The sequence below is a fragment of the Aeromonas sp. 600282 genome (assembly GCF_049175755.1).
GTDB lineage: Bacteria > Pseudomonadota > Gammaproteobacteria > Enterobacterales > Aeromonadaceae > Aeromonas > Aeromonas veronii_A.
In genome coordinates, this window is the sequence record NZ_JAAKVR010000001.1 from 374,923 (window position 1) to 400,425 (window position 25,503).

At 61.0% G+C, this 25,503-nt stretch carries 18 protein-coding genes; 12 read left to right on the forward strand and 6 right to left on the reverse strand.

The annotated features are described in order from the left end of the window. Positions 1–4 precede the first annotated feature (4 nt). The 11 genes from nuoG to G5137_RS01645 all read left to right on the forward strand — a co-directional run bounded on the left by nuoG (position 5) and on the right by G5137_RS01645 (position 14,390). The gene (nuoG, locus tag G5137_RS01595; protein WP_421254816.1) at positions 5–2,761 is read left to right on the forward strand and encodes an NADH-quinone oxidoreductase subunit NuoG; all 2,757 of its coding nucleotides are present in this window, start codon (positions 5–7) and stop codon (positions 2,759–2,761) included. Continuing rightward, positions 2,758–3,726, forward strand: a complete 969-nt coding sequence (gene nuoH / locus G5137_RS01600) for an NADH-quinone oxidoreductase subunit NuoH (RefSeq protein WP_005337244.1) — start codon at positions 2,758–2,760, stop codon at positions 3,724–3,726. The genes nuoG and nuoH overlap by 4 nt, the downstream gene beginning before the upstream one ends. A 10-nt stretch (positions 3,727–3,736) precedes the next feature. Beyond that, positions 3,737–4,279 (forward strand): NADH-quinone oxidoreductase subunit NuoI, encoded by a 543-nt coding sequence (gene nuoI, locus G5137_RS01605; RefSeq protein ID WP_005337245.1) that lies wholly within the window; start codon positions 3,737–3,739, stop codon positions 4,277–4,279. Between the two features lie 10 nt (positions 4,280–4,289). Then, complete coding sequence (gene nuoJ / locus G5137_RS01610; RefSeq protein WP_005359828.1) at positions 4,290–4,841, forward strand: NADH-quinone oxidoreductase subunit J; 552 nt, start codon at positions 4,290–4,292, stop codon at positions 4,839–4,841. Then, positions 4,838–5,146, forward strand: coding sequence for an NADH-quinone oxidoreductase subunit NuoK (nuoK, locus tag G5137_RS01615; protein ID WP_005337247.1), 309 nt, complete (start codon positions 4,838–4,840; stop codon positions 5,144–5,146). The genes nuoJ and nuoK overlap by 4 nt, the downstream gene beginning before the upstream one ends. Next, positions 5,143–6,990 carry an NADH-quinone oxidoreductase subunit L gene (nuoL, locus tag G5137_RS01620; RefSeq protein WP_421254817.1) on the forward strand — a complete coding sequence of 616 codons (1,848 nt, stop codon included), beginning with the start codon at positions 5,143–5,145 and terminating at the stop codon, positions 6,988–6,990. The genes nuoK and nuoL overlap by 4 nt, the downstream gene beginning before the upstream one ends. 98 nt (positions 6,991–7,088) lie before the next feature. Then, positions 7,089–8,633: an NADH-quinone oxidoreductase subunit M gene (gene nuoM, locus G5137_RS01625; protein WP_139747386.1), complete on the forward strand. Its 1,545-nt coding sequence runs from the start codon at positions 7,089–7,091 to the stop codon at positions 8,631–8,633. Then, positions 8,630–10,093, forward strand: coding sequence for an NADH-quinone oxidoreductase subunit NuoN (nuoN, locus tag G5137_RS01630; RefSeq protein WP_227340747.1), 1,464 nt, complete (start codon positions 8,630–8,632; stop codon positions 10,091–10,093). Before nuoM ends, nuoN begins: the two co-directional genes overlap by 4 nt. 181 nt (positions 10,094–10,274) lie before the next feature. Next, positions 10,275–11,399 (forward strand): FIST signal transduction protein, encoded by a 1,125-nt coding sequence (locus G5137_RS01635; RefSeq protein WP_216962189.1) that lies wholly within the window; start codon positions 10,275–10,277, stop codon positions 11,397–11,399. A 2-nt stretch (positions 11,400–11,401) separates the two neighbouring features. Then, complete coding sequence (locus tag G5137_RS01640) at positions 11,402–12,832, forward strand: HD domain-containing phosphohydrolase (RefSeq protein WP_421254818.1); 1,431 nt, start codon at positions 11,402–11,404, stop codon at positions 12,830–12,832. 16 nt (positions 12,833–12,848) lie between these two features. Further along, positions 12,849–14,390 carry an HD domain-containing phosphohydrolase gene (locus G5137_RS01645; RefSeq protein ID WP_254203392.1) on the forward strand — a complete coding sequence of 514 codons (1,542 nt, stop codon included), beginning with the start codon at positions 12,849–12,851 and terminating at the stop codon, positions 14,388–14,390. A gap of 72 nt (positions 14,391–14,462) precedes the next feature. Here the strand turns inward: G5137_RS01645 and purL are convergent, their stop codons facing one another. Beyond that, positions 14,463–18,386: a phosphoribosylformylglycinamidine synthase gene (gene purL / locus G5137_RS01650; RefSeq protein ID WP_421254819.1), complete on the reverse strand. Its 3,924-nt coding sequence runs from the start codon at positions 18,384–18,386 to the stop codon at positions 14,463–14,465. 149 nt (positions 18,387–18,535) lie between these two features. Here purL and mltF point away from each other — a divergent pair, with 149 nt between their 5' ends. Continuing rightward, positions 18,536–20,020: a membrane-bound lytic murein transglycosylase MltF gene (gene mltF / locus G5137_RS01655; RefSeq protein ID WP_421208290.1), complete on the forward strand. Its 1,485-nt coding sequence runs from the start codon at positions 18,536–18,538 to the stop codon at positions 20,018–20,020. A 373-nt stretch (positions 20,021–20,393) separates the two neighbouring features. Here mltF and G5137_RS01660 read toward each other — a convergent pair whose 3' ends face one another. From G5137_RS01660 to hisS, 5 genes are all read right to left on the reverse strand, one after another. Next, complete coding sequence (locus G5137_RS01660) at positions 20,394–20,618, reverse strand: zinc ribbon domain-containing protein (RefSeq protein ID WP_058057395.1); 225 nt, start codon at positions 20,616–20,618, stop codon at positions 20,394–20,396. Positions 20,619–20,742: 124 nt separating this feature from the next. Beyond that, on the reverse strand, positions 20,743–22,239 hold the full coding sequence (der, locus tag G5137_RS01665) for a ribosome biogenesis GTPase Der (RefSeq protein ID WP_043823902.1): 1,497 nt from the start codon (positions 22,237–22,239) through the stop codon (positions 20,743–20,745). Positions 22,240–22,313: 74 nt separating this feature from the next. After that, positions 22,314–23,498, reverse strand: coding sequence for an outer membrane protein assembly factor BamB (bamB, locus tag G5137_RS01670; protein WP_421254820.1), 1,185 nt, complete (start codon positions 23,496–23,498; stop codon positions 22,314–22,316). Further along, positions 23,491–24,141: a YfgM family protein gene (locus G5137_RS01675; protein ID WP_421254821.1), complete on the reverse strand. Its 651-nt coding sequence runs from the start codon at positions 24,139–24,141 to the stop codon at positions 23,491–23,493. The genes bamB and G5137_RS01675 overlap by 8 nt, the downstream gene beginning before the upstream one ends. Before the next feature lie 3 nt (positions 24,142–24,144). Beyond that, the gene (gene hisS / locus G5137_RS01680; RefSeq protein ID WP_033136069.1) at positions 24,145–25,422 is read right to left on the reverse strand and encodes a histidine--tRNA ligase; all 1,278 of its coding nucleotides are present in this window, start codon (positions 25,420–25,422) and stop codon (positions 24,145–24,147) included. Positions 25,423–25,503: the final 81 nt, after the last annotated feature.

The window sequence follows — 25,503 nt, forward strand, 5'->3', positions numbered from 1 at the left end:
TTGTATGGCAACCATTTATGTAGACGGCAAAGAGTACGAGGTAGACGGAGCAGATAACCTGCTGCAAGCCTGTCTGTCGCTGGGTCTGGACGTCCCCTATTTCTGCTGGCATCCGGCGCTGGGTAGCGTTGGCGCCTGCCGCCAGTGTGCGGTCAAACAGTATCAGAATGCCGATGACAAACGCGGTCGTCTGGTCATGTCCTGCATGACCCCGGCCACCGATGGCAGCTACATCGCCATCGAGGATGAAGAGGCTAAAGAATTTCGCAAGAGCGTGGTGGAGTGGCTGATGACCAACCACCCCCACGACTGCCCGGTGTGTGAAGAGGGCGGCGCCTGCCACCTGCAGGACATGACGGTGATGACCGGCCACAACAGCCGTCGCTACCGTTTCACCAAACGCACCCACCAGAATCAGGAGCTGGGCCCCTTCATCGGTCACGAGATGAACCGCTGCATCGCCTGCTACCGCTGCGTCCGCTACTACAAGGATTATGCCGGTGGCGAGGATCTCGGGGTCTATGGTGCCCACGACAACGTCTATTTCGGACGGGTCGAGGATGGCACCCTGGAGAGTGAATTTTCCGGCAACCTGGTGGAGGTCTGCCCCACCGGCGTCTTCACCGACAAGACCCACTCCGAACGTTACAACCGCAAGTGGGACATGCAATTTGCCCCCAGCATCTGCCAGCAATGCTCCGTGGGCTGCAACATCAGTCCGGGCGAGCGTTACGGCGAGCTGCGCCGCATCGAAAACCGCTTCCACGGCAGCGTCAACCACTACTTCCTCTGTGACCGTGGCCGCTTTGGCTATGGCTATGTCAACCTGGCTGATCGCCCGCGCCAGCCGCTGCTCAAAGATGGCAACGACCAGCTGACCATCACAGTCGATGGCGCCCTCAACCGAGCCGCCGATGCCCTGCGCACGGCCCGCGACCTCATCGGCATCGGCTCGCCCCGCGCCTCGCTGGAGAGCAACTTTGCCCTGCGCGAGCTGGTGGGTGAAGACAACTTCTACGCAGGCGTCGAGCAGGCCGAGTGGGCCTGTCAGCTGAAGATGCTGCAGATCCTGCAACAGGGCGGCGTGCCGACTCCGAGCCTGCGGGACATGGAAGAGGCAGACGCCATTCTGGTGCTCGGCGAAGATGTCACCATGAGCGCAGCCCGTATCGCGTTGGCGCTGCGTCAGTCGGTCAAGGGCAAGGCTCGCGAGCTGGCCCGCAAGATGAAGGTGGATCTGTGGCAAGTCGCCGCCGTTCAGACCCTGGGTCAGAACGAGCGCTACCCACTGCTCATCACCAGCCTCGACACCACCCGTCTGGACGATGTGGCGGCCGACAAGCTGCACGCCCCCTATGCCGATCAGGCGCGCCTTGGCTTTGCCATCGCCAACCTGCTCGACCCGGCAGCACCGGCCGTGGCCGACCTCTGCCCCGAGCAGCAGGCACAAGCGACTCGCTGGGCCGAGCTGCTCGGCAACGCCAGGAAGCCGCTCATCATTGCTGGCTCCACTGCCCGCGATGTGGCGCTGCTTGAGGCGGCCAGCAACATTGCCCGCGCCCTGAAAGGCCGTGGACAGGAAGCCAACATCGCACTGGTTGGCCAGGAGGCCAATTCGCTGGGTCTGGCCATGCTGGGCGCTCAAACCTTGTCAGACAAGTCGCTCGAAGCCGCCCTTGCACGTATCGAGGCCGAGGAGGGGTTGGCGCTGGTCACTCTGGAGAACGATCTCTACCGCCGCGCGCCGCGCAACCGGGTGGATGCGGCGCTGGCACGGCTGCAGCACCTGCTGGTCATCGACCATCAGGCGACCCCGACCGCCAACAAGGCTGATCTGGTGCTGCCAGCGGCCAGTTTTGCCGAAGCCGATGGCACCCTGGTGAACATGGAAGGGCGCGCCCAGCGCTTCTTCCAGGTCTATGCCCCCGCCTTTTACAACGCCGATATTCAGGTGCGTGAAGGGTGGCGCTGGCTGGCGGCGCTGCAAGGGGCGATCGAACGCAAGCCGCTGCGCTGGCAGAACTTCGACCAGGTCAACCATGACTGTGCCACCAGCAATCCGCTGCTGGCTACCATGCTGGAAGCGGCGCCCAACGCAGGCTTGCGGATCCGTGGCATGCGGCTAGCCCGTGAGCCACACCGCTACAGTGGTCGCACCTCCATGCTGGCGGATCAGAACGTCAGCGAGCCGCGGGTAGCGCAAGATCCCGACTCCCCCTTCAACTTCTCCATGGAAGGGTATGCCGGAGCCCGTCAGCCGCTGCCGCAAGTACCGTTCGCCTGGGCACCGGGCTGGAACTCTCCCTCCGCCTGGAACAAGTTCCAGGATGAAGTGGGTGGCAAACTGCGTGCTGGCGATCCGGGTCGCCGTCTGCTGGAAGCAACAGACCCGCAGGCAGAAGGCAAGGAGCTGCTCGGCTGGTTCACCACCATCCCCGCCCCCTTCAAGGCCGCAGAGGCGCTGCAAGTGGTCAATTACGCCCAGCTGTTTGGCGGCGAGGAGCTCTCCGCTCGCAGCCCGGTCATTCAGGCCCGGATGAACGAACCCGAGCTGGTGCTCAATCCCCTTGATGCGCAGCGTCTGGCCCTCCACGGGGGCAGTCAGGTTTCCTTCTCCTGGGGCGGTAGCCACTGGCAACTGCGTCTGCGGCTTAGCGATCAGCTGAGCGCCGGTCTGGTGGGACTCCCCCTTGGGGTGAACGGCCTGCCAACGGCCCTGCAACAAGCCTCAATCACTAACCTGCAGGAGGTGATCGCATGAGCGAGTCGCTGATCGATCTGTTGCTGGAGGTGGGCAAGGCACTGATCGTGCTGGTGGGGATCGTGGGGGCTGGCGCCTTCATGAGCTTCATCGAGCGCCGTCTGCTGGCCCTGTGGCAGGATCGCTACGGCCCCAACCGGGTGGGGCCGTTTGGTCTGCTCCAGCTGGCCGCCGACATGATCAAGATGTTCTTCAAGGAGGACTGGATCCCGCCGTTCGCTGATCGGCGGATCTTTATCCTGGCCCCCATCATCGCCTTCACTGCCTTTATTCTGGCGTTTGCGGTGGTGCCCATCACCCCCACCTGGGGCGTGGCTGATCTCAATGTGGGGCTGCTCTACATCCTGGCCATCGCAGGGCTGGCGGTCTATGCGGTGCTGTTCGCCGGCTGGTCGAGCAACAACAAATACTCATTGCTCGGCAGCTTGCGCGCCTCGGCTCAGACCCTCTCCTACGAGGTGTTCCTGGGCTTGTCGCTGATGGGGATTGTGATCCAGACCGGCAGTTTCAACCTGCGGGATATCGTCGAGGCACAGGCAGACTTGTGGAACGTGGTGCCCCAGATCCTGGGCTTTGTCACCTTCCTGTTTGCCGGTGTCGCCGTCACCCACCGTCACCCGTTCGATCAGCCAGAAGCCGAGCAGGAGCTCGCCGACGGCTATCACATCGAGTATGCGGGGATGAAGTGGGGTCTCTTCTTCGTGGGCGAATATATCGGCATCGTGCTGATCTCCTCGCTCATCGTGACCCTCTTCTTCGGTGGCTGGCACGGCCCCTGGCTGCCCCCCTTCATCTGGTTTGCCCTGAAGACCGCCTGTTTCATGGTGTTCTTCATCCTGCTGCGGGCCTCCCTGCCTCGCCCGCGCTTTGACCAGGTGATGTCGTTTGGCTGGAAAGTCTGCTTGCCGCTGACCCTGATCAATATGCTGGTCACCGCGGCAGTTGTACTGATAAGTACGCAGTGAGGCACTCAATATGAAAATTGTTAGCATTATTCAGGGTGTCGGCACCCAGTTACGCAGCCTGGCCATGGTCTTCTCCCATGCCTGGCGGCCCCGTGAGACCCTCAACTATCCGGAGCAGGCAGTCTATGCCGCCCCCCGCTACCGCGGCCGTATCGTGCTGACCCGCGACCCCGACGGGGACGAGCGCTGCGTGGCCTGCAACCTCTGCGCAGTTGCCTGCCCGGTCGGCTGCATCTCGCTGCAAAAATCCGAGCGGGAAGATGGTCGCTGGTATCCGGAGTTCTTTCGCATCAACTTCTCTCGCTGCATCTTCTGCGGCCTGTGTGAAGAGGCTTGCCCCACCACTGCCATCCAGCTGACACCGGATTTCGAGATGGGTGAGTATCGCCGCCAGGATCTGGTGTACGAGAAGGAAGATCTGCTGATCAGCGGGCCCGGCAAATACCCGGACTACAACTTCTACCGCATGAGCGGGATGGCCATCGACGGCAAGCCGAAAGGGGATGCCGAAAACGAAGCCAAGCCCATCGATGTCAAGAGCCTGCTGCCCTGAGGAGTCAATCATGGAACTGGCATTTTATGCCTCGGCCCTGGTGGCCATTTACAGCACGCTGCGGGTGATCAGCACCAGCAATCCCATGCATGCGCTGCTCAATCTCATCATCTCCCTCATCGCCGTGGCCATGATCTTCTTCTGCCTGGGTGCCGCCTTTGCGGGTGCCCTGCAGGTGATCGTCTACGCCGGCGCCATCATGGTGCTGTTCGTGTTCGTGGTGATGATGCTGAACCTGGGGAGTGCCCAGGCGCAGGAGAAAAAGTGGCTCACCCCCATGACCTGGGGGGGCCCAGCCCTGCTCTCGCTGATCCTGCTGGGCTTTCTGGCCCACGGCATTCTCGGGGTGACCGGCGGCCTGATCGGAGTGACCGAGGTGACCGCCAAGCAGGTGGGTGTCGAGCTCTTTGGCCCCTATGTGCTGGCGGTGGAGCTTGCCTCCATCCTGCTGCTGGCGGGTCTGGTAACCGCCTATCACCTGGGTCGGGAAGAGAAGAGCGGTGAAGTGCTCTCGGTCCCCCGCACAGCATCCCGCTCTGCACAAGAAGGAGGTCAGCAATGAATGGAATCCCTATGGAGCACGGCCTCCTGCTGGCCGCGGTGCTCTTCTGCATCGGCTTGTGCGGTCTGCTGATCCGCCGCAACCTGCTCTATATCCTGATGAGTATCGAAATCATGATGAATGCCTCGGCACTGGCGTTTGTGGTGGCGGGTAGCCGCTGGGCCCAGGCCGATGGCCAGATCATGTATATCCTGGTGATTTCTCTGGCGGCAGCGGAGGCAAGTATCGGCCTTGCCCTGTTACTGCTGCTCTATCGTCGTTACCACACCCTGAACGTGGACACTGTGAGCGAGATGCGCGGATGAGCCTCTTATATCTGACTTTTCTATTTCCGCTGCTGGGATGGCTGGTGCTGGCCTTCTCCCTCGGCCGGTTTGGCGAGCGTACCTCGGCGCTGATCGGGGTGGGCTCCATTGGCCTGTCGGCCCTCACTACCCTGTGGGTCGGCATCGACTTTCTGGGCAACCCGCCCGAGGGGGGCGTCTATATCCAGCGCCTGTGGCAATGGATGGCGGTGGGCAACTTTACCCCGAGCTTCTCGCTGGCACTGGATGGCCTGTCGCTGACCATGCTGGGGGTGGTGACCGGTGTGGGTTTCTTTATCCACCTGTTCGCCTCCTGGTATATGCGTGGGGAAGAGGGTTACTCCCGCTTCTTCACCTACACCAACCTCTTTATCGCCAGCATGCTGTTTCTGGTGCTGGCCGATGACCTGCTGTTTGTCTACCTCGGCTGGGAAGGGGTAGGGCTGTGCAGCTATCTGCTGATCGGCTTCTACTACAAGGATCGCAAGAACGGAGCGGCGGCCCTCAAGGCATTTGTCGTGACCCGGGTGGGTGATGTCTTCCTCGCCATCGGCCTGTTTATCCTCTATCGGGAACTAGGCACCCTCAATATCCACGAGCTGCTGGTTCGTGCCCCGACCCTGTTTGCCGAGGGCTCCCCTGCCCTGTCGCTGGCCTGCCTGATGCTCCTGGGCGGCGCGGTCGGCAAATCAGCCCAGCTGCCGCTGCAAACCTGGCTGGCGGATGCGATGGCAGGCCCGACCCCTGTCTCCGCACTGATCCACGCCGCCACCATGGTGACCGCCGGTGTCTACCTGATTGCCCGTACCCACGGCCTGTTCCTGCTGGCGCCTGAGGTGCTGCATCTGGTCGGGCTGGTTGGCGCCATCACCCTAGTGCTGGCAGGCTTTGCCGCACTGGTTCAGACCGATATCAAGCGGATCCTCGCCTACTCCACCATGAGCCAGATTGGCTACATGTTTCTGGCACTGGGGGTCGGCGCATGGGAAGGGGCCATCTTCCACCTGATGACCCACGCCTTCTTCAAGGCGCTGCTGTTCCTCTCCGCCGGTGCCGTGATCGTTGCCTGCCACCATGAGCAGAACATCTTCAAGATGGGTGGCCTGCGCAAGAGTTTGCCGCTGGTCTACGCCTGCTTCCTGGTGGGGGGCTCGGCGCTGGCGGCGTTGCCGCTGGTCACTTCCGGTTTCTACAGTAAGGACGCTATCCTGTGGCAAGTAGAAGCCTCTGGCCAAAGCACGCTGCTGTGGGCAGGTCTGGCGGGGGCATTCCTCACGTCGCTTTATACCTTCCGGCTGATCTTTATCGCCTTCCATGGCAAAGAGCAGACCAAAGCCCATGCGGGCCACGGTCTGGCTCACCATCTGCCGCTGCTGGTATTGCTGGTGCTCTCCACCGGCATAGGCGCGCTGATCACCCCGCCACTGGCAGGTGTACTGCCCGCAGGCCCGGGAGACCATATCGAAGAGGGTCGCCATGCACTGGAGGTAGCCTCTGGCATCATCGCCATCGCAGGCATTGCACTGGCCGCGTTTCTGTTCCTCGGTGAGCGCCGTCTGGCCACCTCCATTGCCAACAGCGCGCCGGGCCGCCTGCTCAGCACCCTCTGGTTCAACGCCTGGGGCTTTGACTGGCTCTATGACCAGCTGTGGGTCAAGCCCTATCTGCTGGCGACCCGTCTGGTCGGGCAGGATCCGCTGGACTGGATGATGGGCCTGCCCGCCTGGCTTGCCCTGCGTGGCAACCAGCTGCTGGCCTGGACCGTGACCGGCAAGTTGCGCTGGTATGCCGCCTCCATGGGGATCAGCGCCGTGCTGGTGCTGGCGCTGTTGCTGCTGGGGTAACGCGATGAACAACCGGACAATCATACAGCCAGGCTGTTTGCTCTCCCTGATGGAACAGGGAGCGCAATCTCATATGAACTTGAACGAGAGCTGATACCGTGACTTTACTCTGGATCTTGCTAATTCCTTTTATCGGTGGCTTGCTCTGCTGGCAGATGGAGCGTCTCGGCGGGCAGTTTGTCCGCTGGGTAGCCCTGCTCTCCATGAGCGCCAGCCTGCTGCTCTCCTGTGCCATCTGGCTAAGTGGTGACTTCTCCCTTGCCACCACGGGTCTCGACAGCGCGGGCGTCACCGGTGCTGCCTCCGCCTGGGCCGCCGAGTGGCGCCTGCCGTGGATCCCCCGCTTTGGCATCTCTTTGCATCTGGCGGTGGATGGCCTGTCGCTCTTGATGGTGATCCTCACCTGCTTTATCGGGGTGCTGGCCATCCTCTGTTCGTGGAAAGAGATCGTGCAACGCATCGGCTTCTTCCACCTCAACCTGCTCTGGATCCTGGGCGGCGTGCTCGGGGTCTTTATGGCGCTGGACCTGTTCCTCTTCTTCTTCTTCTGGGAGATGATGCTGGTCCCCATGTACTTCCTGATTGCGCTCTGGGGCCATTCGGTCACTGACGGCAAATCACGGATCAACGCAGCAACCAAGTTCTTCATCTACACCCAGGTGAGCGGCCTTATCATGCTGGTGGCCATCATCGGGCTGGTGCTGACCCACCAGCATGCCACCGGAGTCTTCACCTTCAACTATCTGGAGCTGCTCAATACCCCGATGAGCAAGGGCGTTCAGTGGCTGCTGATGCTGGGATTCTTTATCGCCTTCGCGGTCAAGATGCCGCTGGTACCGCTGCACGGCTGGCTGCCGGATGCCCACAGTCAGGCGCCGACCGCAGGTTCGGTGGATCTCGCCGGTATTTTGCTCAAAACCGCCGCCTACGGTCTGCTGCGCTTTGCCTTGCCGCTCTTCCCCGAAGCGTCCGCAGAATTTGCTCCCTACGCCATGGTGCTTGGCCTGATCGGGATCGTCTACGGTGCCATCGTGGCCTTTGCCCAGACCGACATCAAACGGCTGGTAGCCTACACCAGCATCTCCCACATGGGCTTTGTGATGATCGCTATCTACTCGGGTAGCGAGCTGGCCCTGCAGGGTGCGGTGGTGCAGATGATCGCCCACGGTCTCTCCGCTGCCGGCCTCTTTATCCTCTGCGGTCAGCTCTACGAGCGGTTGCACACCCGGGATCTGCGCCAGATGGGCGGCCTGTGGGGGCGTCTGCGCTATCTGCCCGGTGTGATGCTCTTCTTCTCGGTAGCGTCGCTCGGCATGCCGGGCACCGGCAACTTTGTCGGCGAGTTCCTGATCCTGGTCGGCAGCTTCCAGGTTGCCCCTGTCATCACGGCGGTCGCCACCTTCGGTCTGGTACTGGCCTCGGTCTACTCCCTCATCATGTTGCAGCGCGCCTGCTTTGGCCCCGCCAAGGATGAGAGCATGCTCAAGGGGCTGGATCGCCGCGAGCTGACCATGATGATGGTGATCGCGGGCCTGCTGGTTCTGCTTGGCCTCTATCCCCAACCCGTGATTGACACCGCCAGCAGCAGCCTTATCAACGTGCTGCACTGGTATCTGCTGCCGACTGCTGGAGCCCTGCAATGACTTTCTCCGCTTCCCAACTGCTGGCACTGCTTCCCCTGCTGTTGACCACCGGGGCCATGGCGGCCCTGATGCTGGCCATCGCCTGGCGCCGCTGTGTCACCACCGCCTTTACCGTGACCATTGTTGGCCTCAACCTTGCTCTGTTCTCGCTGCCCATCGTGATGGCGCAAGGGGATCAGGGGGTCACCCCGCTGCTGCAAGTGGACAGTTACGCCGTCTTCTACATGGGACTGGTGCTCATCGGCGCCCTGGCCACCTGCACCTTCGGTCAATCGTGGCTGAAAGCCTACCCGGACAACCGGGAGGAGTTCTTCCTGCTGCTGCTGATCGCCACTGCCGGTGGTCTGGTGCTGGCCTGCTCCCGTCACCTCGCCTCTCTCTTTATCGGGATCGAGATGCTGACCCTGCCGATGTTCGGTCTGGTGGGTTACGCCTACCGCGAGCGCCACTCGCTGGAAGCCGCGGTGAAATACATGGTGCTCTCTGCCGCCGCCACCGCCTTCCTGTTGTTTGGCATGGCGCTGCTCTACGCGCAGGCTGGCAGCCTGAGCTTTGCCGCCCTGGGGCAGACCCTGGCCGAGAGCCCGGCTCACCACCCGCTGCTGATGGGCGGTTTGGGGTTAATGCTGGTCGGCTTTGCCTTTAAACTCTCCCTGGCCCCCTTCCACCTCTGGACCCCGGATGTCTACGAAGGTGCCCCGGCACCGGTCGCCACCTTCCTCGCCACCGTCAGCAAGGTGGCGGTCTTTGCCGTGCTGCTGCGCTTCTATCTGGCGGTACCGGCGGCGAGCGATCCCATGATCCACTGGCTGCTGGCAGCCATGGCGGTCATCTCCATCCTGGTCGGCAACCTGCTGGCCCTGGTGCAGACCAACGTCAAACGGATGCTGGGTTACTCCTCCATCTCCCACTTCGGTTACCTGCTGGCGGTAATCGTGGCGAGCCGATTCGGCCAGATGCCGGTGGAAGCAGCCGGGGTCTACCTGCTGATGTATCTGTTCACCAGCCTCGGCGCCTTTGGCGTCGTCAGCATGATGTCGAGCCCCTATCGCGGCAAGGATGCCGACTCCCTGCACAGCTATCGCGGTCTGTTCTGGAAGCGTCCTTACCTCACAGCAGTGCTGACGGTGATGATGTTGTCACTCGCGGGCATCCCGATGACCCTCGGCTTTATCGGCAAGTTCTACCTCATCGGCGTCACCGTCGAGGCGCAGCTCTGGTGGCTCTCCGGTGCCATCGTGCTCGGCAGCGCACTGGGTCTCTACTACTACCTCAAGGTGATGGTGACCCTCTATCTGCGCGAACCGGGCATGCAGCAGCGCGATGCCAGCGCCGACTGGGCGCTCTCCTCCGGTGGTGTGGTGGTGCTGCTCTCTGCAGCGCTGGTGGTGTTGCTGGGGCTCTATCCCCAGCCGGTCATCAGTCTGGTACAAGGGTTCCAGCAGGTGGTGTTGCAGTAACCCGGCTCATTTCCCTTCAAAACCGGCCCATGTGGCCGGTTTCTTTTTTATGTGGATTGCCTGCTGGCAGAGACCCTTTTGTGTTGGCATCTCACACCCCGTGCAGCCGTTGGTCTCGTCCGGTATTCATCCAACCCCCTTGCTGATATATTGATGACTGGCAGGAATGGAGTTCCGAGCGATGATGCAGCCTACTTTTCATCAATTTGATGCGCATCCACTGGCCGATGCATTGCTTCCCTATGAGGGGCAACGACTCGATGTGTTGCTAGCCGAGCGGGATGCCGCACGCGTTGCCGATCTGCAGCAGCAGTGTCAGCGCCTCAACATTCAACTCTGCGGCGCCATCTTTCCACGCCTTGTCAGTCGGCACGGTTTCCACGAAAGGGGGGCTTGGCTGTTGCCCCGACCAGCATCCCACAATCCTCTGCTGCTCTCGCTCTCCCCTACAGCCAGTGCCGATACACTGGCCGATATCATCTGCGAGCAGTTGGCGTCCCGACTGGCAGAATGGCCGGACACCGAGAAGGTTCCCACCCTCTTTCTCACCTTTGACGCCATGCTCCCCAATATTGCAACCCTGCTCGAGGGGATCTATCTAAGGCTGGCGGACAGGGTCAACTATGCGGGTGTCAATGCAGGTAGCGGCCAGTTCACAGCCATGCCCTGCCTGTTTGACACCCAGAGATTGCTGGGGCATGGGGTCAGCTGTGCACTGCTCTCCCCCCACAGTCCCCCCTTGCTGGAGCACGGCTATCAACTCACTGCCCAGCCCATGCTCGCCACCAGCAGTGAAGGCAACAAGATCTCCTTTATCGACTGGGAGCCGGCTTTTAGCCGCTATCAATCCCTGATCCGGCAACAGTTCCAGCAAAACCTCACACCAGAGCAGTTCTATCGGTACGGTGTACATTTGCCCTTGGGGTTGCTGCGAGCCAATGGCGATGTGATCGTGCGGATCCCGGTCGCCGTTACCGACGACGGTGCCCTGCTCTGCGTCGGAGAGGTGCCTGACCACAGTATTCTCACACTGCTGAAAGCCCCGGAAAGCCCCACAGAGCACGCTGTCGAACTGGCCGAAAAGCTCGGCCGGCACGGTACACCCGAGCGCCTCGAGATCTATTACTGCGCCGGCCGTCAGCAGCACTTCGGCGAACAGAGCACCCTGGAGCTGGAGACCCTCTTTAGCCACAGCGGAGCCCACGAGCTGGTCGGGGCCCTCTCTCTTGGCGAGATAGGAAGTGTAAGGCCGGGGGATTACCCGCTCTTTCACAACGGTGCCATCCTCTGTCTCAGCGAGGGTTAGCAATGAATAACGATCACGCCATGGCCATTGTCTGCGATCTCGCCCTCTGCATCGGTCGGGAGGTCACACTCGATGCCCTGCTCACCAAAGTGTTGCAGCGCTTTATGTTTCACTGTGCCACACCGGTTGGTGTGGTATTGCAGCAGCAACGGGAAGGATATGAGCTGCTCAAGGTCATTGGTGATGATCAGCTATCCCGGCACAGTGGCTCGCTGCTCTCCTTGCCTGCCTGGATTGTTGAAGGTGACCAATGTGCGCTGCAAACGACCTTGCCTCTCCCCGGTGGCCGACCGTACCACTTTGCCTATCGGCTTAGGGTTGACGGGGGATATCTCATCTTGCTGCTGGCCCCCCAACCCCAGCAGCACACAGTGCCGGTCTGCCATCTGTTCAGCCCGGTGCTCGGTAATCTGGCGCGCGCCATCCAGTTGTGCAAGGACAGCGAACAGCTCGCCAGGCGCCAGCAGGCCGAGCTGGTCGACATGCAGCGCCTCAACGAATCCCTGCTCAAGGCCATTCCCATCCCGGTGTTCTACAAGGATGTCGAAGGGCGCTTTCTCAGCTGCAACCCGGCCTTTACCCAGGTCACCGGGATCAGCAAGGCCGAGCTGCAGGGGAAGCGGGTGGACGAAATCCTGCCCCCGGAGATGGCGGACGAATATACCCAAAGGGACATGGAGGTGCTGCGCAGCAGGCAGCCGCAATATTTTGAACACACGCTGTTTGATCGCAGCGGCCACCGCTACCAGGTGTTCAACTTCAAGGATCTCTTCTATGACCATCAGGGCGAGGTGGCCGGAATCATAGGGGCACTGGTCGACATCACCCATATCAAGGAAAGCGAGCAGCGCCAGCGCACCCTGCTGTTTCAGACCATCGCGGCCCTCTCCTCCGCGATTGCCCACAAAGATCCGGTCACGGCAGGACACGAACGGCGCGTGCATGATCTCGCGCTGGCTATAGGTCAACAGCTGCAACTGCCGCAAGAGCAGCTGGATGGATTGGGTCTTGCGGCCATGGTGCATAACATCGGCCTGCTGCAGATCCCGGCGGAGATCCTCACACGCCCGCGGGAACTGAGGCCGGTTGAGTTCGAACTGATCAAACAGCATCCGGACACTGGCCGCGAGATCCTGCAACAGATTGACTTCCCCTGGCCCATCACCACCATAGTGATGCAGCACCATGAAAATCTCGATGGTAGCGGCTACCCACAAGGGCTACAGGGGGATGCGATCTCGCTGGAGGCGAGGATTATACGGGTCGCCGACTCCCTGGCCGCCATGACGGCCCACCGTCCGTTCCGGCGCGCCCTCTCTCTCACCGATGCGTTCGCCGAGCTGACGCGCTATGCCGGTGTGCATTACGACGAACAGGTGGTCGATGCCTGTTTCGCCGTCTGGCAAGCGGGCTACCGCTTTACTACCACCTGACTCTGGTTGCACCAAGATGATGTTAAAAGATCTACCGCCATCCATTCAGCCACCGGGCGTCAGCTCTCACCCCACCGCAGCCCTGCTCCATCAGGTGATGGAACAGCTGCCCTATCGCGTCCTGTTGAAAGATACCCGTTCACACTTCATCGCCTGCAACCGACTGCTGGCCGACGATCTGGCCCTCACCCCGGCCGAACTGGTTGGCAAGTGCGATGCCGATTTTTTCCCGGCCGAGCTGGCCCAACGCTACCGGGATGACGATCTCCAGGTCATGGCCAGCGGCACAACCCGGCATCACGAAGAACCCTATCTGAAAGGGGGTGAAGACCGCTGGCTCAGTACCACCAAGTTTCCCCTGTACGATGAGCTGGGCAAGGTGATCGGTGTCGCTGTCTTTTTCGAAGATATCACCGACCAGAAACAGCAGCAGGAGCGTCTCCAGCAATATACCTGGACGCTGGAAGCAATAACCCGCGCCCACCATGCCATGCTCAAGCAGGGGGATGAACAGACACTACTGCAGGAGATCTGTGATGCCATCACTTTCGATGGCCGTTTTCCCCTGGTGACCGTACTGCAGACCGCTGATCAGAACAGAGTACAGATCCTGGCGCAGGCAGGTCAGGCCGTCTGGTTTGCCAGCGATAACTGGCTCACCCGGGACGCAGCCCTGATCAGTGCAATCAGTTCAGGAGAGATGCGCAACGAAGCACTTGGCACCGAACTGGTCCACCACTCCGCCACCTTGAGGGGACGGCTGCTGCTGCCATTGCAGTGGCAAGCCACTGTGCCAGGCGGACTGCTTATTCACAGCACGCAGGCCAGAGCCTTCACCGATGAGGAGGTGCATCTCTTCAACGGACTGGCCGACTACCTGACCTATGGCCTGCAGGCACGTCGAACCCAGCAGGCCTATCTTGCCGCCCAGCGTGAAAAAGCCATGCATGCCCGCCAACTGGAGCTGGCCCTAGAGGATGCGCTGGGAGCCATCGCTGCCGTGCTGGAACAACGCGATCCCTACACCGCCGGACACCAGAAGCATGTCGCTACCCTGGCGCTGGCCATCGGCCGAGAACTGGGGTTGGGTGATAAACCGCTACGCGGTCTCTATCTGGGCGCCATGGTGCACGATATCGGCAAAATCCAGGTCCCTGTCGAGATCCTCACCAAACCGGGCAAACTGACCCCCCAGGAGTTCAATCTGGTCAAGGAGCATCCGACAGCGGGTTATCTGGTGCTCAAGGATATCGCCCTGCCCTGGCCCATAGCCCGGATGATCCACCAGCACCACGAGTATCTCGACGGTTCCGGCTATCCATCAGGGTTAAAAGGCGAGCAGATCCTGCTGGAAGCGCGCATTCTCACGGTCGCCGATATAGTGGAGTCCATGTCATCGGATCGTCCCTACCGTGCTGCCCTGGGGATTGCGCAGGCCCGAACCCATATCATGGCCATGCGGGGAGTCCAGCTGGATGAAGCCGTGGTCGATGCCTGTCTGCGTATTCTGGATCGGGGAGAGTTTACCCCTCATGAACTTGGCCACGGCCAAACCTGATCGACAGAGCCCATATTGAAAAACCGGCCAAATTTGGCCGGTTTCTGTTTTTATGCGCTGGCGCAGTCGCGATTAACCCAGACGAACCCGGGCGTTGCGGAACATCCGCATCCAGGCGCCGTCCTCGCCCCAGTTGTCGGGGTGCCAGGAGTTGGCCACGGTGCGGAACACCCGCTCCGGGTGCGGCATCATGATGGTGGCGCGTCCATCGGTGGTGGTCACGGCGGTGATACCATCCGGCGAGCCATTCGGGTTGGCCGGGTACTGCTCGGTCACGCTACCACGGTTGTCGACAAAACGCAGCCCTACCAGACCGCTCTGCTGCAGTGCGCTCAGGTGAGCGGCATCGCGCACCTCGACACGCCCTTCCCCGTGGGAGACGGCAATGGGCATCACCGAGCCTGCCATGCCGGCGAAGAAGGCGGACGGGGACTCCTGCACTTCCACCAGGCTGAAGCGCGCCTCGAAGCGCTCGGAGCGGTTGCGCACAAAGCGCGGCCAGAGATTGGCACCCGGGATGAGATCCCGCAGGTTGGACATCATCTGGCAACCGTTGCAGACGCCCAGCGACAAGGTATCGCCGCGTTCGAAGAAGCGCTGGAACTGCTCGCGGGCGTTGTCGTTGAACAGGATGGACTTGGCCCAGCCTTCGCCCGCCCCCAGCACGTCACCGTAGGAGAAGCCGCCACAGGCCACCAGGGTCTGGAACTCCTCCAGCTTGATGCGACCGGAAAGAATGTCGCTCATATGGACATCGACCGCCGCGAAACCGGCACGATCGAACGCCGCCGCCATCTCCACATGGGAGTTGACACCCTGCTCGCGCAGCACGGCCAGACGGGGGGAGACCCCACGGGCAATGTAAGGTGCGGCCACATCTTCGGCCGGGTTGAAGCTGAGCTTGGCCTGCAAGCCCGGATCGGTGGCGTCCTGACGGGCCGCGTGCTCCTGATCTGCGCACTCGGGGTTGTCGCGCAGGCGCTGCATCTGCCAGCTGGTCTCGCCCCAGATGGTGCGAAGGGCGGTGCGGCTGGCGCGATAGACCTCCTGACCGCTCCGCTGCAGGGTGATGAGATCCCCTTCGCGCACGGTACCGAGCACATGGGAGCAAGCCGCCAGGCCGTGACCGGCCAGCAGGGTCATCACAGTCTCTTTGTCTTCACGACGCACCTGGATGACGGCGCCCAGCTCTTCATTGAACAGCGCCTGCAGCAGCTCGCCACCGATGCGATCAAGCTGGATGTCGAGGCCGCAGTGACCGGCAAACGCCATCTCGGTCAGGGTGACGAACAGGCCGCCGTCGGAGCGGTCGTGATAGGCGATCAGTTTGCGATCAGCCACCAGTGCCTGAATGGCGTTGAAGAAGCCTTTGAGCTGGACCGGATTGTCGAGATCCGGCGCCTTGTCACCCAGCTGGCGATAGACCTGCGCCAGTGCCGAGGCGCCGAGGCGCTGCTTGCCATTGCCAAGGTCGACGAGGATAAGGTCGGTTTCACCGAGATCGGTACGCAGCTGTGGCGTGACGGTGTTGCGCACATCCTCGACCCGGGCAAAGGCGGAGATGAGCAGGGAGAGCGGCGAGGTGACGCTGTGCTCCTTGCCATCCTGCTGCCAGCGGGTCTTCATGGACATGGAGTCCTTGCCCACCGGAATGGTGATGCCAAGGGCCGGACAGAGCTCCTCACCTACCGCTTTGACCGCCTCATAGAGACCGGCATCTTCACCCGGGTGACCAGCGGCGGCCATCCAGTTGGCGGAGAGCTTGACCCGCTTCAGCGACCCGATATGAGCCGGCGCCAGGTTGGTGAGCGCTTCCGCCACCGCCATGCGAGCGGAGGCGGCGTGGGAGAGCAGCGCCACCGGAGTGCGCTCGCCCATGGACATGGCTTCGCCGTGATAGCTGTCATAGGTGGCAGCGGTGACGGCGCAATCGGCCACCGGGATCTGCCAGGGGCCAACCATCTGGTCGCGATTGACCAAGCCAGTCACGCTGCGATCGCCGATGGTGATAAGGAAGGACTTCTCCGCCACGGTCGGCAGACGCAGAACCCGCTCGGCCGCGTCACTCAAAGTGATGCCATCGAGCTGGAGCGCTTTACCCTGTGCAGGCAGGGTCACCACGTCGCGGTGCATCTTGGGCGCCTTGCCGAGCAGCACGTCCAGCGGCAGATCGATGGGCTGGTTGTCAAAGTGGCTATCAGAGAGGGTCAGATGCTTCTCTTCGGTCGCGGTGCCGATCACGGCATAGGGGGCGCGCTCGCGCTCGCACAGCACCTTGAACAGCGGCAGCTTGTCCTGCGCTACCGCCAGCACGTAACGCTCCTGGGATTCGTTGCACCAGATCTCTAGCGGGCTCATGCCCGGCTCGTCGCTCTGGATGGCGCGCAAATCGAAACGACCACCGCGCTCACCGTCGTTGACCAGCTCCGGCATGGCGTTGGAGAGACCACCGGCGCCCACGTCGTGGATAAAGACGATAGGGTTGTCGTCACCCAGCTGCCAGCAGCGATCGATCACCTCCTGGCAACGGCGCTCCATCTCTGGGTTATCACGCTGCACCGAGGCAAAGTCGAGATCTTCGGCCGACTGGCCGGAGGCCATGGAGGATGCGGCACCACCGCCCAGACCGATGTTCATCGCCGGGCCGCCCAGCACGATCAGCGCCGCGCCGACCGGGATCTCCCCTTTCTGGACATGTTCGGTGCGGATGTTGCCGATGCCGCCTGCCAGCATGATGGGCTTGTGGTAGCCACGCACCTCGACGCCGTTGTGGCTCGGCACCTCCTCTTCGAAGGTACGGAAGTAGCCGAGAATGGCCGGACGGCCGAACTCGTTGTTAAACGCGGCGCCGCCGAGCGGCCCCTCCTGCATGATGTCGAAGGCGCTGACGATGCGGCTCGGCTTGCCGAAATCCTGCTCCCAGGGCTGCTCGAAGCCGGGAATGCGCAGGTTGGAGACGGAGAAACCGACCAGACCCGCCTTGGGCTTGGCACCGCGACCGGTTGCACCCTCGTCGCGGATCTCGCCGCCGGAGCCGGTAGCTGCGCCCGGGAACGGGGAGATGGCGGTCGGGTGGTTGTGGGTCTCCACCTTCATCAGGATGTCAACCTGTTCCTGGTGATACTGGTATTCGCCGTTGGCCGGGCTCGGGAAGAAGCGGCCACCCTGGCTCCCTTCCATCACGGCGGCGTTGTCTTTATAGGCAGAGAGGACATGATCCGGCGTCTGCTCGAAGGTGTTCTTGATCATTTTGAATAGCGACTTGGGCTGCTGCTCGCCATCGATGGTCCAGTCGGCATTGAAGATCTTGTGACGGCAGTGCTCGGAGTTCGCCTGGGCGAACATGTAGAGCTCGATGTCGTTGGGGTTGCGACCCAACTTGGTGAAGTTCTCCACCAGATAGTCGATTTCGTCGTCGGCCAGCGCCAGACCGAGCGCCACGTTGGCTTCGGCCAGGGCTGCGCGACCACCGCCCAGCACATCCACCTGGGTGAAGGGGCGCGGCTCGTGGTGAGCAAACAGGGCGGCAGCTTCGCTCATCTCGGCAAACACCACTTCCATCATCCGATCATGGAGCACAGCGGCAATGGCGCTACGCTGGGCGGCACTCAGCTCACCCTGCCCCTTGATGGTCAGGTAATAGGCAATACCACGCTCCAGCCGCTTGACCTGTTTCAGGCCGCAGTTGTGGGCGATGTCGGTTGCTTTGGAAGACCAGGGGGAAATAGTGCCGGGGCGGGGGGTAACAAGAAACAGCTGACCGCTGGGGGTGTGTTCGGGGATGGTCGGGCCGTAGCGCAAGAGCTGGCCCAAGGTCGCTCGCTCGGGGGGAGAGAGGGGGCTTGTCAGCTCGGCAAAGTGCACATACTCGGCATAGACATCCTCTATCTCTACTCCGCTCTCTACTCCACTCTCGTTTCTCATCTGTGCGAAGCGTTGCAGCAGTTTTTGGACACGAAAATCAGACAGTGCTGGGGCACCACGCAAGATATCCATATGACCTTTCTCACCAAGTTTTAAAGTGGGGGGGAATTGAGACGCGCGTATTATAGGGATCTGGCTCACAGCGGACAAACGTTTTTCTCACTTCGAGCAGTGTGACTCTGCGCACACTCTCTGGTATAAAGGTGCCTCTTTTTTGACAAATGCCGATTTTTTCAACAAAGGTACTCACCTACTTGCGCTGCATTTTTCGACTGTTTATCGGGCTGTTGTTGACGCTGACGCTGGTTGGCTGCGACTTCTATAGCCCCTCCAGCCAGCTGGAGCAGATCCGCCAGCGAGGCGAGATCCGGGTTGGCACCATCTATGGTCCCACCTCTTATTACCAGCGTGACGACCTCGCCCAGGGGTTCGATTACGAGCTGGCACAAAATTATGCCGACTGGCTGGGGGTGACACTCACCATCATCCCGGTCAACACCACTGACGAACTGGTTACACTGCTGAAAAAGGGCAAAGTCGATCTGGCGGCAGCCGCCATCATGGTCACACCGGAACGTCGCGAGCTGTTTCGCTTCGGTCCGGGCTTCTACCAGGTCTCCCCCAAGCTGGTCTACCGTAACGGCAAGCCCAAGCCGGCCTCGTTGAACGACATAAAAGGCAAGCTGATGGTGGCCGCAGGCTCCACCGGGGAAGACCTACTCAAAGAGATGAGCAAAGAGAATCCGAAACTAGCCTGGAGCACCAGCCACAACGCCGATGTGGAGGAGCTGCTCAAGCAGGTGGTGGATGGCAAGATTGACTACACGGTGGTGCAGGATACCGTACTGGCACGCAGTCAGCGCTACTACCCCGAGCTCACCGAGGGGCTGACCCTGGCCCAGAAGCAGACTGTTGCCTGGGCCATGAGCAAGCTGCCCGATGACAGCCTCTACGCCAGCGTCATCGACTTTTTCGGTCAGCGATTTATGGATGGTGCCATCGCAAAGCTGGACGAGAAGTACTTCGGCCACGTGCAGAACTTCGACTTTGTCGATACCCGCACCTTCCTCAAGCGCGCCAAGAGTCTGCTGCCCAAGTACCAGCCGCTGTTCCAGACTCACGCCAAGAATATCGACTGGCGTCTGCTCGCCGCCATCAGCTATCAGGAGTCCCACTGGGACCCGCAGGCCCGCTCCTACACCGGCGTGCGCGGCATGATGATGCTGACCGAGCCCACCGCCAAGGCGATGGGAGTCAACGACCGGCTTCATCCGGAAGAGAGCATCAAAGGTGGCTCCCTCTATCTGCAACAGATGATGGAGAAGGTGCCGGATTCGGTGCCCGATGACGAGAAGGTGTGGTTTGCCCTCACCGCCTACAACATAGGTTACGGCCACATGATGGACGCCCGCCGCCTGACTAAAGAGCTCGGCAAGAATCCCGACGCCTGGAGCGACGTGAAAGAGGTGCTGCCGCTGCTGCAACAGGCGCGCTGGCACCGCAAGGTACGTTACGGCTATGCCCGTGGCAGCGAGGCGCGCAACTATGTCAACAACGTGCGGCAGTATTACCAGAGTCTGCTCTGGCTCGACAACGAGCAGCAGAAGGCACATCAGCGGGAGAGTCTCGACAACGACAGCGAGCCCGAGCTGGCCGAGCGCCCCACCGCCATCGCCGAAGTGGTCAATCAGATCACCATGCGCTAACCAGCCATTATTCGGCTGTTTTCACGCAAACTTCTCTGTTACCATCGATTCACATCGGAGCCTATCCGAAATCGCATTGTTTTCATTATGTTGAGAGATTAAATAACAGCAATTTCGGATGGGCTCCATCAATGACCCAAGGCCGGGATGGCCACCTGAGTTGGGAGGAGACCAAGATGCAAAAACGTAGAAAAATCAGTCTGGTCAGAAAAGCGAAGTGCAGCTGGAGCCCCAGACGCAAACTCAAGCTTAATGACATCAAGCGCAACCTGTGGCGCAGAAATCGATCCTATACCCTGCTTATTGCAGAGCACACAGCATAAACCCGGCATTCGCCGGGTTTTTTTATCTTCTTTCTCACCTGAATACTGTCTTACACCAGTGCCGCCTTGAACTGTACCGACCGCTTGGAGATCAGCGAGTTGCAGTGGTTGCAGAAGTAATCCACCGCGCCGCACGCCTTGAGACGCTCCAGCTCCTGCTGGCAGGTGGGGCAGATGGCCGTGACGCGGACATTGACCTGACACTGGCCACAGGTTTGCTCCTTGCTGCGGGTATCCAGTTCAGCCTGGCATGATGGACAAAGCAGGACTTCCATAATCAACTCCTCGAAAAGTGGATCTGCCATGGTCTTGTTCCATGGCAGATCCCCCTCCCCTTATTCCTCACCTTAACATGGCGAGGATAACAAAGCGGCTGCCGGTGAGGGCAGCCGCAAGGGCTTATTTCTTCTTCATCTTCAGCAGGCGTTTGCGCTGACGTTCCTGACTCAGGGTCATGGTGTTCTTCTTCCCTTCAAACGGGTTGACCGACTCCTGGAACTCGACCCGGATCGGCGAGCCCATGATCTTGAGGGACTTGCGGAAGTAGTTGATCAGATACCGCTTGTAGGAGTCCGGCAAGTCGTTCAGCTGGTTGCCGTGGATCACGATGCGCGGCGGGTTGTAGCCACCGGCGTGAGCATACTTGAGCTTGACGCGGCGACCATTGACCATCGGCGGCTGGTGATCTTCCTGCGCCATCTGCATGATGCGGGTCAGCATGGCCGTGCTGGTACGACGGGTGGCGGACTGGTAAGCCTCCTGAATGGATTCAAACAGATGGCCGACACCGCTGCCGTGCAGGGCGGAGATGAAGTGGACGCGAGCGAAGTCGATGAAGCCCAAGCGACGATCCAGCTCGTTCTTCACATCCTCTTTCACCTTCTGATCCAGACCATCCCACTTGTTCACCACCAGCACCACGGAGCGACCGGCGTGGAGCACATAGCCAAGGATGCTCAAGTCCTGATCGGTGATGGTCTCCTGGGCGTCGATCACCAGCAGGCAGACGTTGGCATCTTCGATAGCTTTCAGGGTCTTGATGACGGAGAACTTCTCCACCGTCTCGTGCACCTTGCCACGACGACGCACACCGGCGGTGTCGATAACCACATACTTCTGCTCGTCACGCTCCATCGGAATGTAAACGGAGTCACGGGTGGTGCCGGGCATGTCATAGACGATGACCCGATCTTCACCCAGCATACGGTTGGTCAGGGTAGATTTACCGACGTTGGGACGACCAACGATGGCGAACTTGATGGGCAGGTCGGCAAACGGGGTCTCCTTGGTGTCCTCTTTGGTATCGAGTTCACCGGCAGCCACCATGCGCAGCAGGGCTTCTTCGTCGAAGTCCTCCTCTTCCTCATCCTGCGCATCTTCATCGGTAGCGGCGTCGACCAGGGTCTCCAGATGGGGAGCCAGGGCCAGTTCCAGCAGGCTCAGCACGCCACGACCGTGGGCGGCCGCGATCTGGTAGACCTCGCCCAGCGCCAGACCGTAGAACTCGGAGACCGCGGAATCACCGTCGATACCGTCGGTCTTGTTGGCCACCAGAAATACCTTCTTGTGGGCCTTGCGCAAGTGCTCGGCGATGGCTTGATCCGCCGCGGTCAGACCGGCACGGGCATCCACCATGAACAGCACGACGTCCGCTTCTTCGATGGCCAGCAGGGATTGCTCGGCCATCTTCAGCTCGATCCCCTCTTCGGTGCCATCGATACCGCCGGTATCGACCACGATAAATTCCAGCTCGCCCAACTTCGCCTGACCGTATTTACGGTCCCGGGTCAGACCGGGAAAATCGGCAACCAGGGCATCCCGAGTACGGGTCAAGCGGTTAAACAGGGTGGATTTCCCCACGTTGGGGCGGCCCACCAGGGCTACTACAGGAGTCATAAAAGCCTCATTCTCAAGACGACAAAGGCTCCGGGTCCGAAGACCAGGAGCCGGATATTCACATTATCGGACGATCAAGGACGCTTGAGGGCGTACAACTTGCCGTCACGGCTCTGCACATACAGGGTCTCGCCATCCACCAGCGGGGCGGCGTAGAGACCACTGCTATCGAGCTGCTGCATCGCCTTGATGGTACCGTCGGTACGATCAAGCCAATACAGGTATCCTTCCACATCGCCTACCACCACATAGTCACCGAAGATGACAGGTGCGGTGACGGTGCGGTTTTCCAGCTGGGTATTGGACCACAGCTCCAGACCGTTGCGGCGGTCCACGGCAAACAGGTGGCTGCGGCTGTCGGTCAGCACAATGGCATTACCGGTCATCGCCAGATCGCGATAGCCGGAATACTTGCGCTTCCACACTTCATCGCCGGTCATCAGTTTGCGCGCCATCAGCTGACCGTTGTAGGCGATGGCATAGAGCTCATCACCGGCAATCAGCGGGCTGGCATCGACGTCAACCATGCGGTCCAGCTCGGTGGCACCGCGCGGATCAGCCACCTTGGACTGGCGCACCGGCTGGCCGTTGCTCAGCAGGGCGATGCCCACCTTGCCATCGGCACGACCGTAAATCACGGCGCCGTTGGTGATCACCGGTGCACCGGCACTGCGCAGGGTCAGCGGCGGCTGCTCTTCGGAGAGCGACCACTGCATCTTGCCTTCATCAGTGTCGAGGGCGATCAGGCGACCGGAGGTGGTCAACACCACCACGCGGCCATCTTCCACTGCGGGGCTTGCCACCACTTCGCCGGGCACATTGGTCTGCCACAGCACTTCGCCATTCTCTTCGTTCAGGGCGTAGACCACCCCGTTCTCGGAGCCGAGGAACAGCTTGCCGTAACGGGAAACCAGGCCGCCGGAGAGGCGGGCGCTGCGCTTGTCGGCGTTGACCGGCAGGTCGGCCAGATCGACGGTCCAGAGGCGATCACCACTGGCACGGTCAAAGGCGCTGACATCGCCGTCGCGGGCCGCCGCGTAGATGCGATCCTCTTCCACCACCGGCTTGAGCTGGGAGTAGAAGTCACCGATGCCATCACCCACATTAGATGACCATGCGGTGTCGGCTGTGAAGGCAGATTCAACCTTGGGCAGCGGCGCCATCGGGTTGAGATCCTCTTCGGAACTGAACAGGGAGCACCCCTGCAGAGCGAAGGAGACCGCAGCCCCCAGCGCCACCATCTTGAATAGATTACGCATCCGGTGCCTCACCCGTGGTCATGGCCGGCAGGGCCAGATCGTCCATTTTCAGCTTGAGCTCGGCGCTACCCTGCAGGCCGCCGGCATCCGCCGCCGCCTGATAGGCATCACGAGCCTCTTCGGTCTTGCCCTGCTTTTGCAGCACATCACCACGGGCTTCGGCTACCTGCGCCTTGAAGGCCTCATTCTGGATGGTCGCCAGCTTGGCCAGTGCTTCATCTGCCTTGCCCTGATCATTCAGCACACGGGCCAGACGCAGCGCCGCGATGGGACGAATGCTCTCGTCACCCGTGGTCGCCACCAGCTCCAGCTGCTCGGCAGCCAGATCCAGCTTGCCCGCCTTGACGGCAGCGGCAGCCAGTTGCAACGCGGCCAGTTCACCGTAGGAGTCACCCTTGTTGGCGGTGACAAACTGCAGTGCCTGCTCGAAACCGGCGGCATCGCCCTTGGCCAGCTGCTCAATCACCTGGTTGTAAGAGTGGGAGGAGGCCTCCATGGTCTCTTGCTGGTGCTGGTTGTAATAGCGCCAGCCAAACAGACCGACCAGACCGATCACGGTCCCGGCAATCACCGAGGTTCCGTTCTCTTTCCACCACTCCTTGATAACCTCAACCTGTTGTTCTTCGGTGGTATAGACTTCCACAGCTTACTCTCCTTTGGCTGCCAGCAGGGCAATGGCGGCGTCAACCTTGACGGTCTGTTGCTCGGCCTGACCACGCAGATATTTGATAGTGATCTCCCCGTTTTGCACCTCGGTCTCACCAAGGATCAGGGCGATTGCCGCGCCGCTCTTGTCGGCGCGTTTGAGTTGTTTCTTGAAGTTGCCACCACCGCAGTGGCTCATCAGGCGCAGGTCCGGCAGGGCATCGCGCAGACGCTCGGCCAGCTGGAAGCCAGCCTGTTCGGTCCCCTCGCCCACCATCGCCAGATAAACATCCACCGCCGGGCGGATATCGGCGTTGAGCTCGAGGGTTTCCAGCATCAGCACCAGACGCTCCATGCCCATGGCAAAGCCCACGGCCGGGGTCGGTTGACCGCCCAGCTGCTCTACCAGACCATCGTAGCGGCCACCGGCACAGACGGTGCCCTGGGCACCCAGACTGCTGGTGACCCACTCGAACACGGTCAGGTTGTAGTAGTCAAGACCACGCACCAGACGCTCGTTCACTTCGTATTTGATACCGGCAGACTCGAGCAGGCGCTTGAGCCCCTCGAAGTGGGCCAGGCTCTCTTCGCCCAGATGGTCGAACAGACGCGGGGCACCCACCAAAATGGCCTGCACCTTTTCATCCTTGGAGTCGAGTACCCGCAGCGGGTTGCTGTACATGCGGCGCTGGCTCTCTTCGTCCAGCTGATCCTTGTACTGCTCCAGATAGGCCACCAGCGCATCGCGGTAAGCGGCACGCTCGGCGCTCTGGCCCAGGGTGTTGAGCTGCAGGGTGACATGCTCGCTGATGCCAAACAGACGCCACAGGCGGTGGGTCAGCATGATCAGCTCGGCGTCAATGTCCGGCCCGTTGATGCCAAACAGCTCGACACCGAACTGATGGAACTGGCGGTAACGGCCCTTCTGGGGACGCTCGTGACGGAACATGGGGCCCATGTACCACATCCGGCGTTCCTGGTTATAGAGCAGACCGTGCTCGATACCGGCACGGACGCAGCTGGCGGTCCCTTCCGGACGCAGACTCAGGCTGTCGCCGTTACGGTCTTCAAAGGTGTACATCTCTTTTTCGACCACGTCGGTCACTTCACCGATGGCGCGCTTGAACAGATGAGTCTGCTCGACAATCGGCATGCGCACTTCGCTGTAGCCATAGCTGGCAACGACCTGGCGCAGGATCTGTTCAACCTTCTGCCATACCGGGCTCTGCTCCGGCAGGCAATCATTCATACCGCGAATAGCTTGGATCTGTTTTGCCACGTTGATACTCGAGAAAAAGAGGTAAAATTTGGCCGCATTATAGGGATTTTCCCCCCCAAGGTAAAATCAGGGAATCCGGAT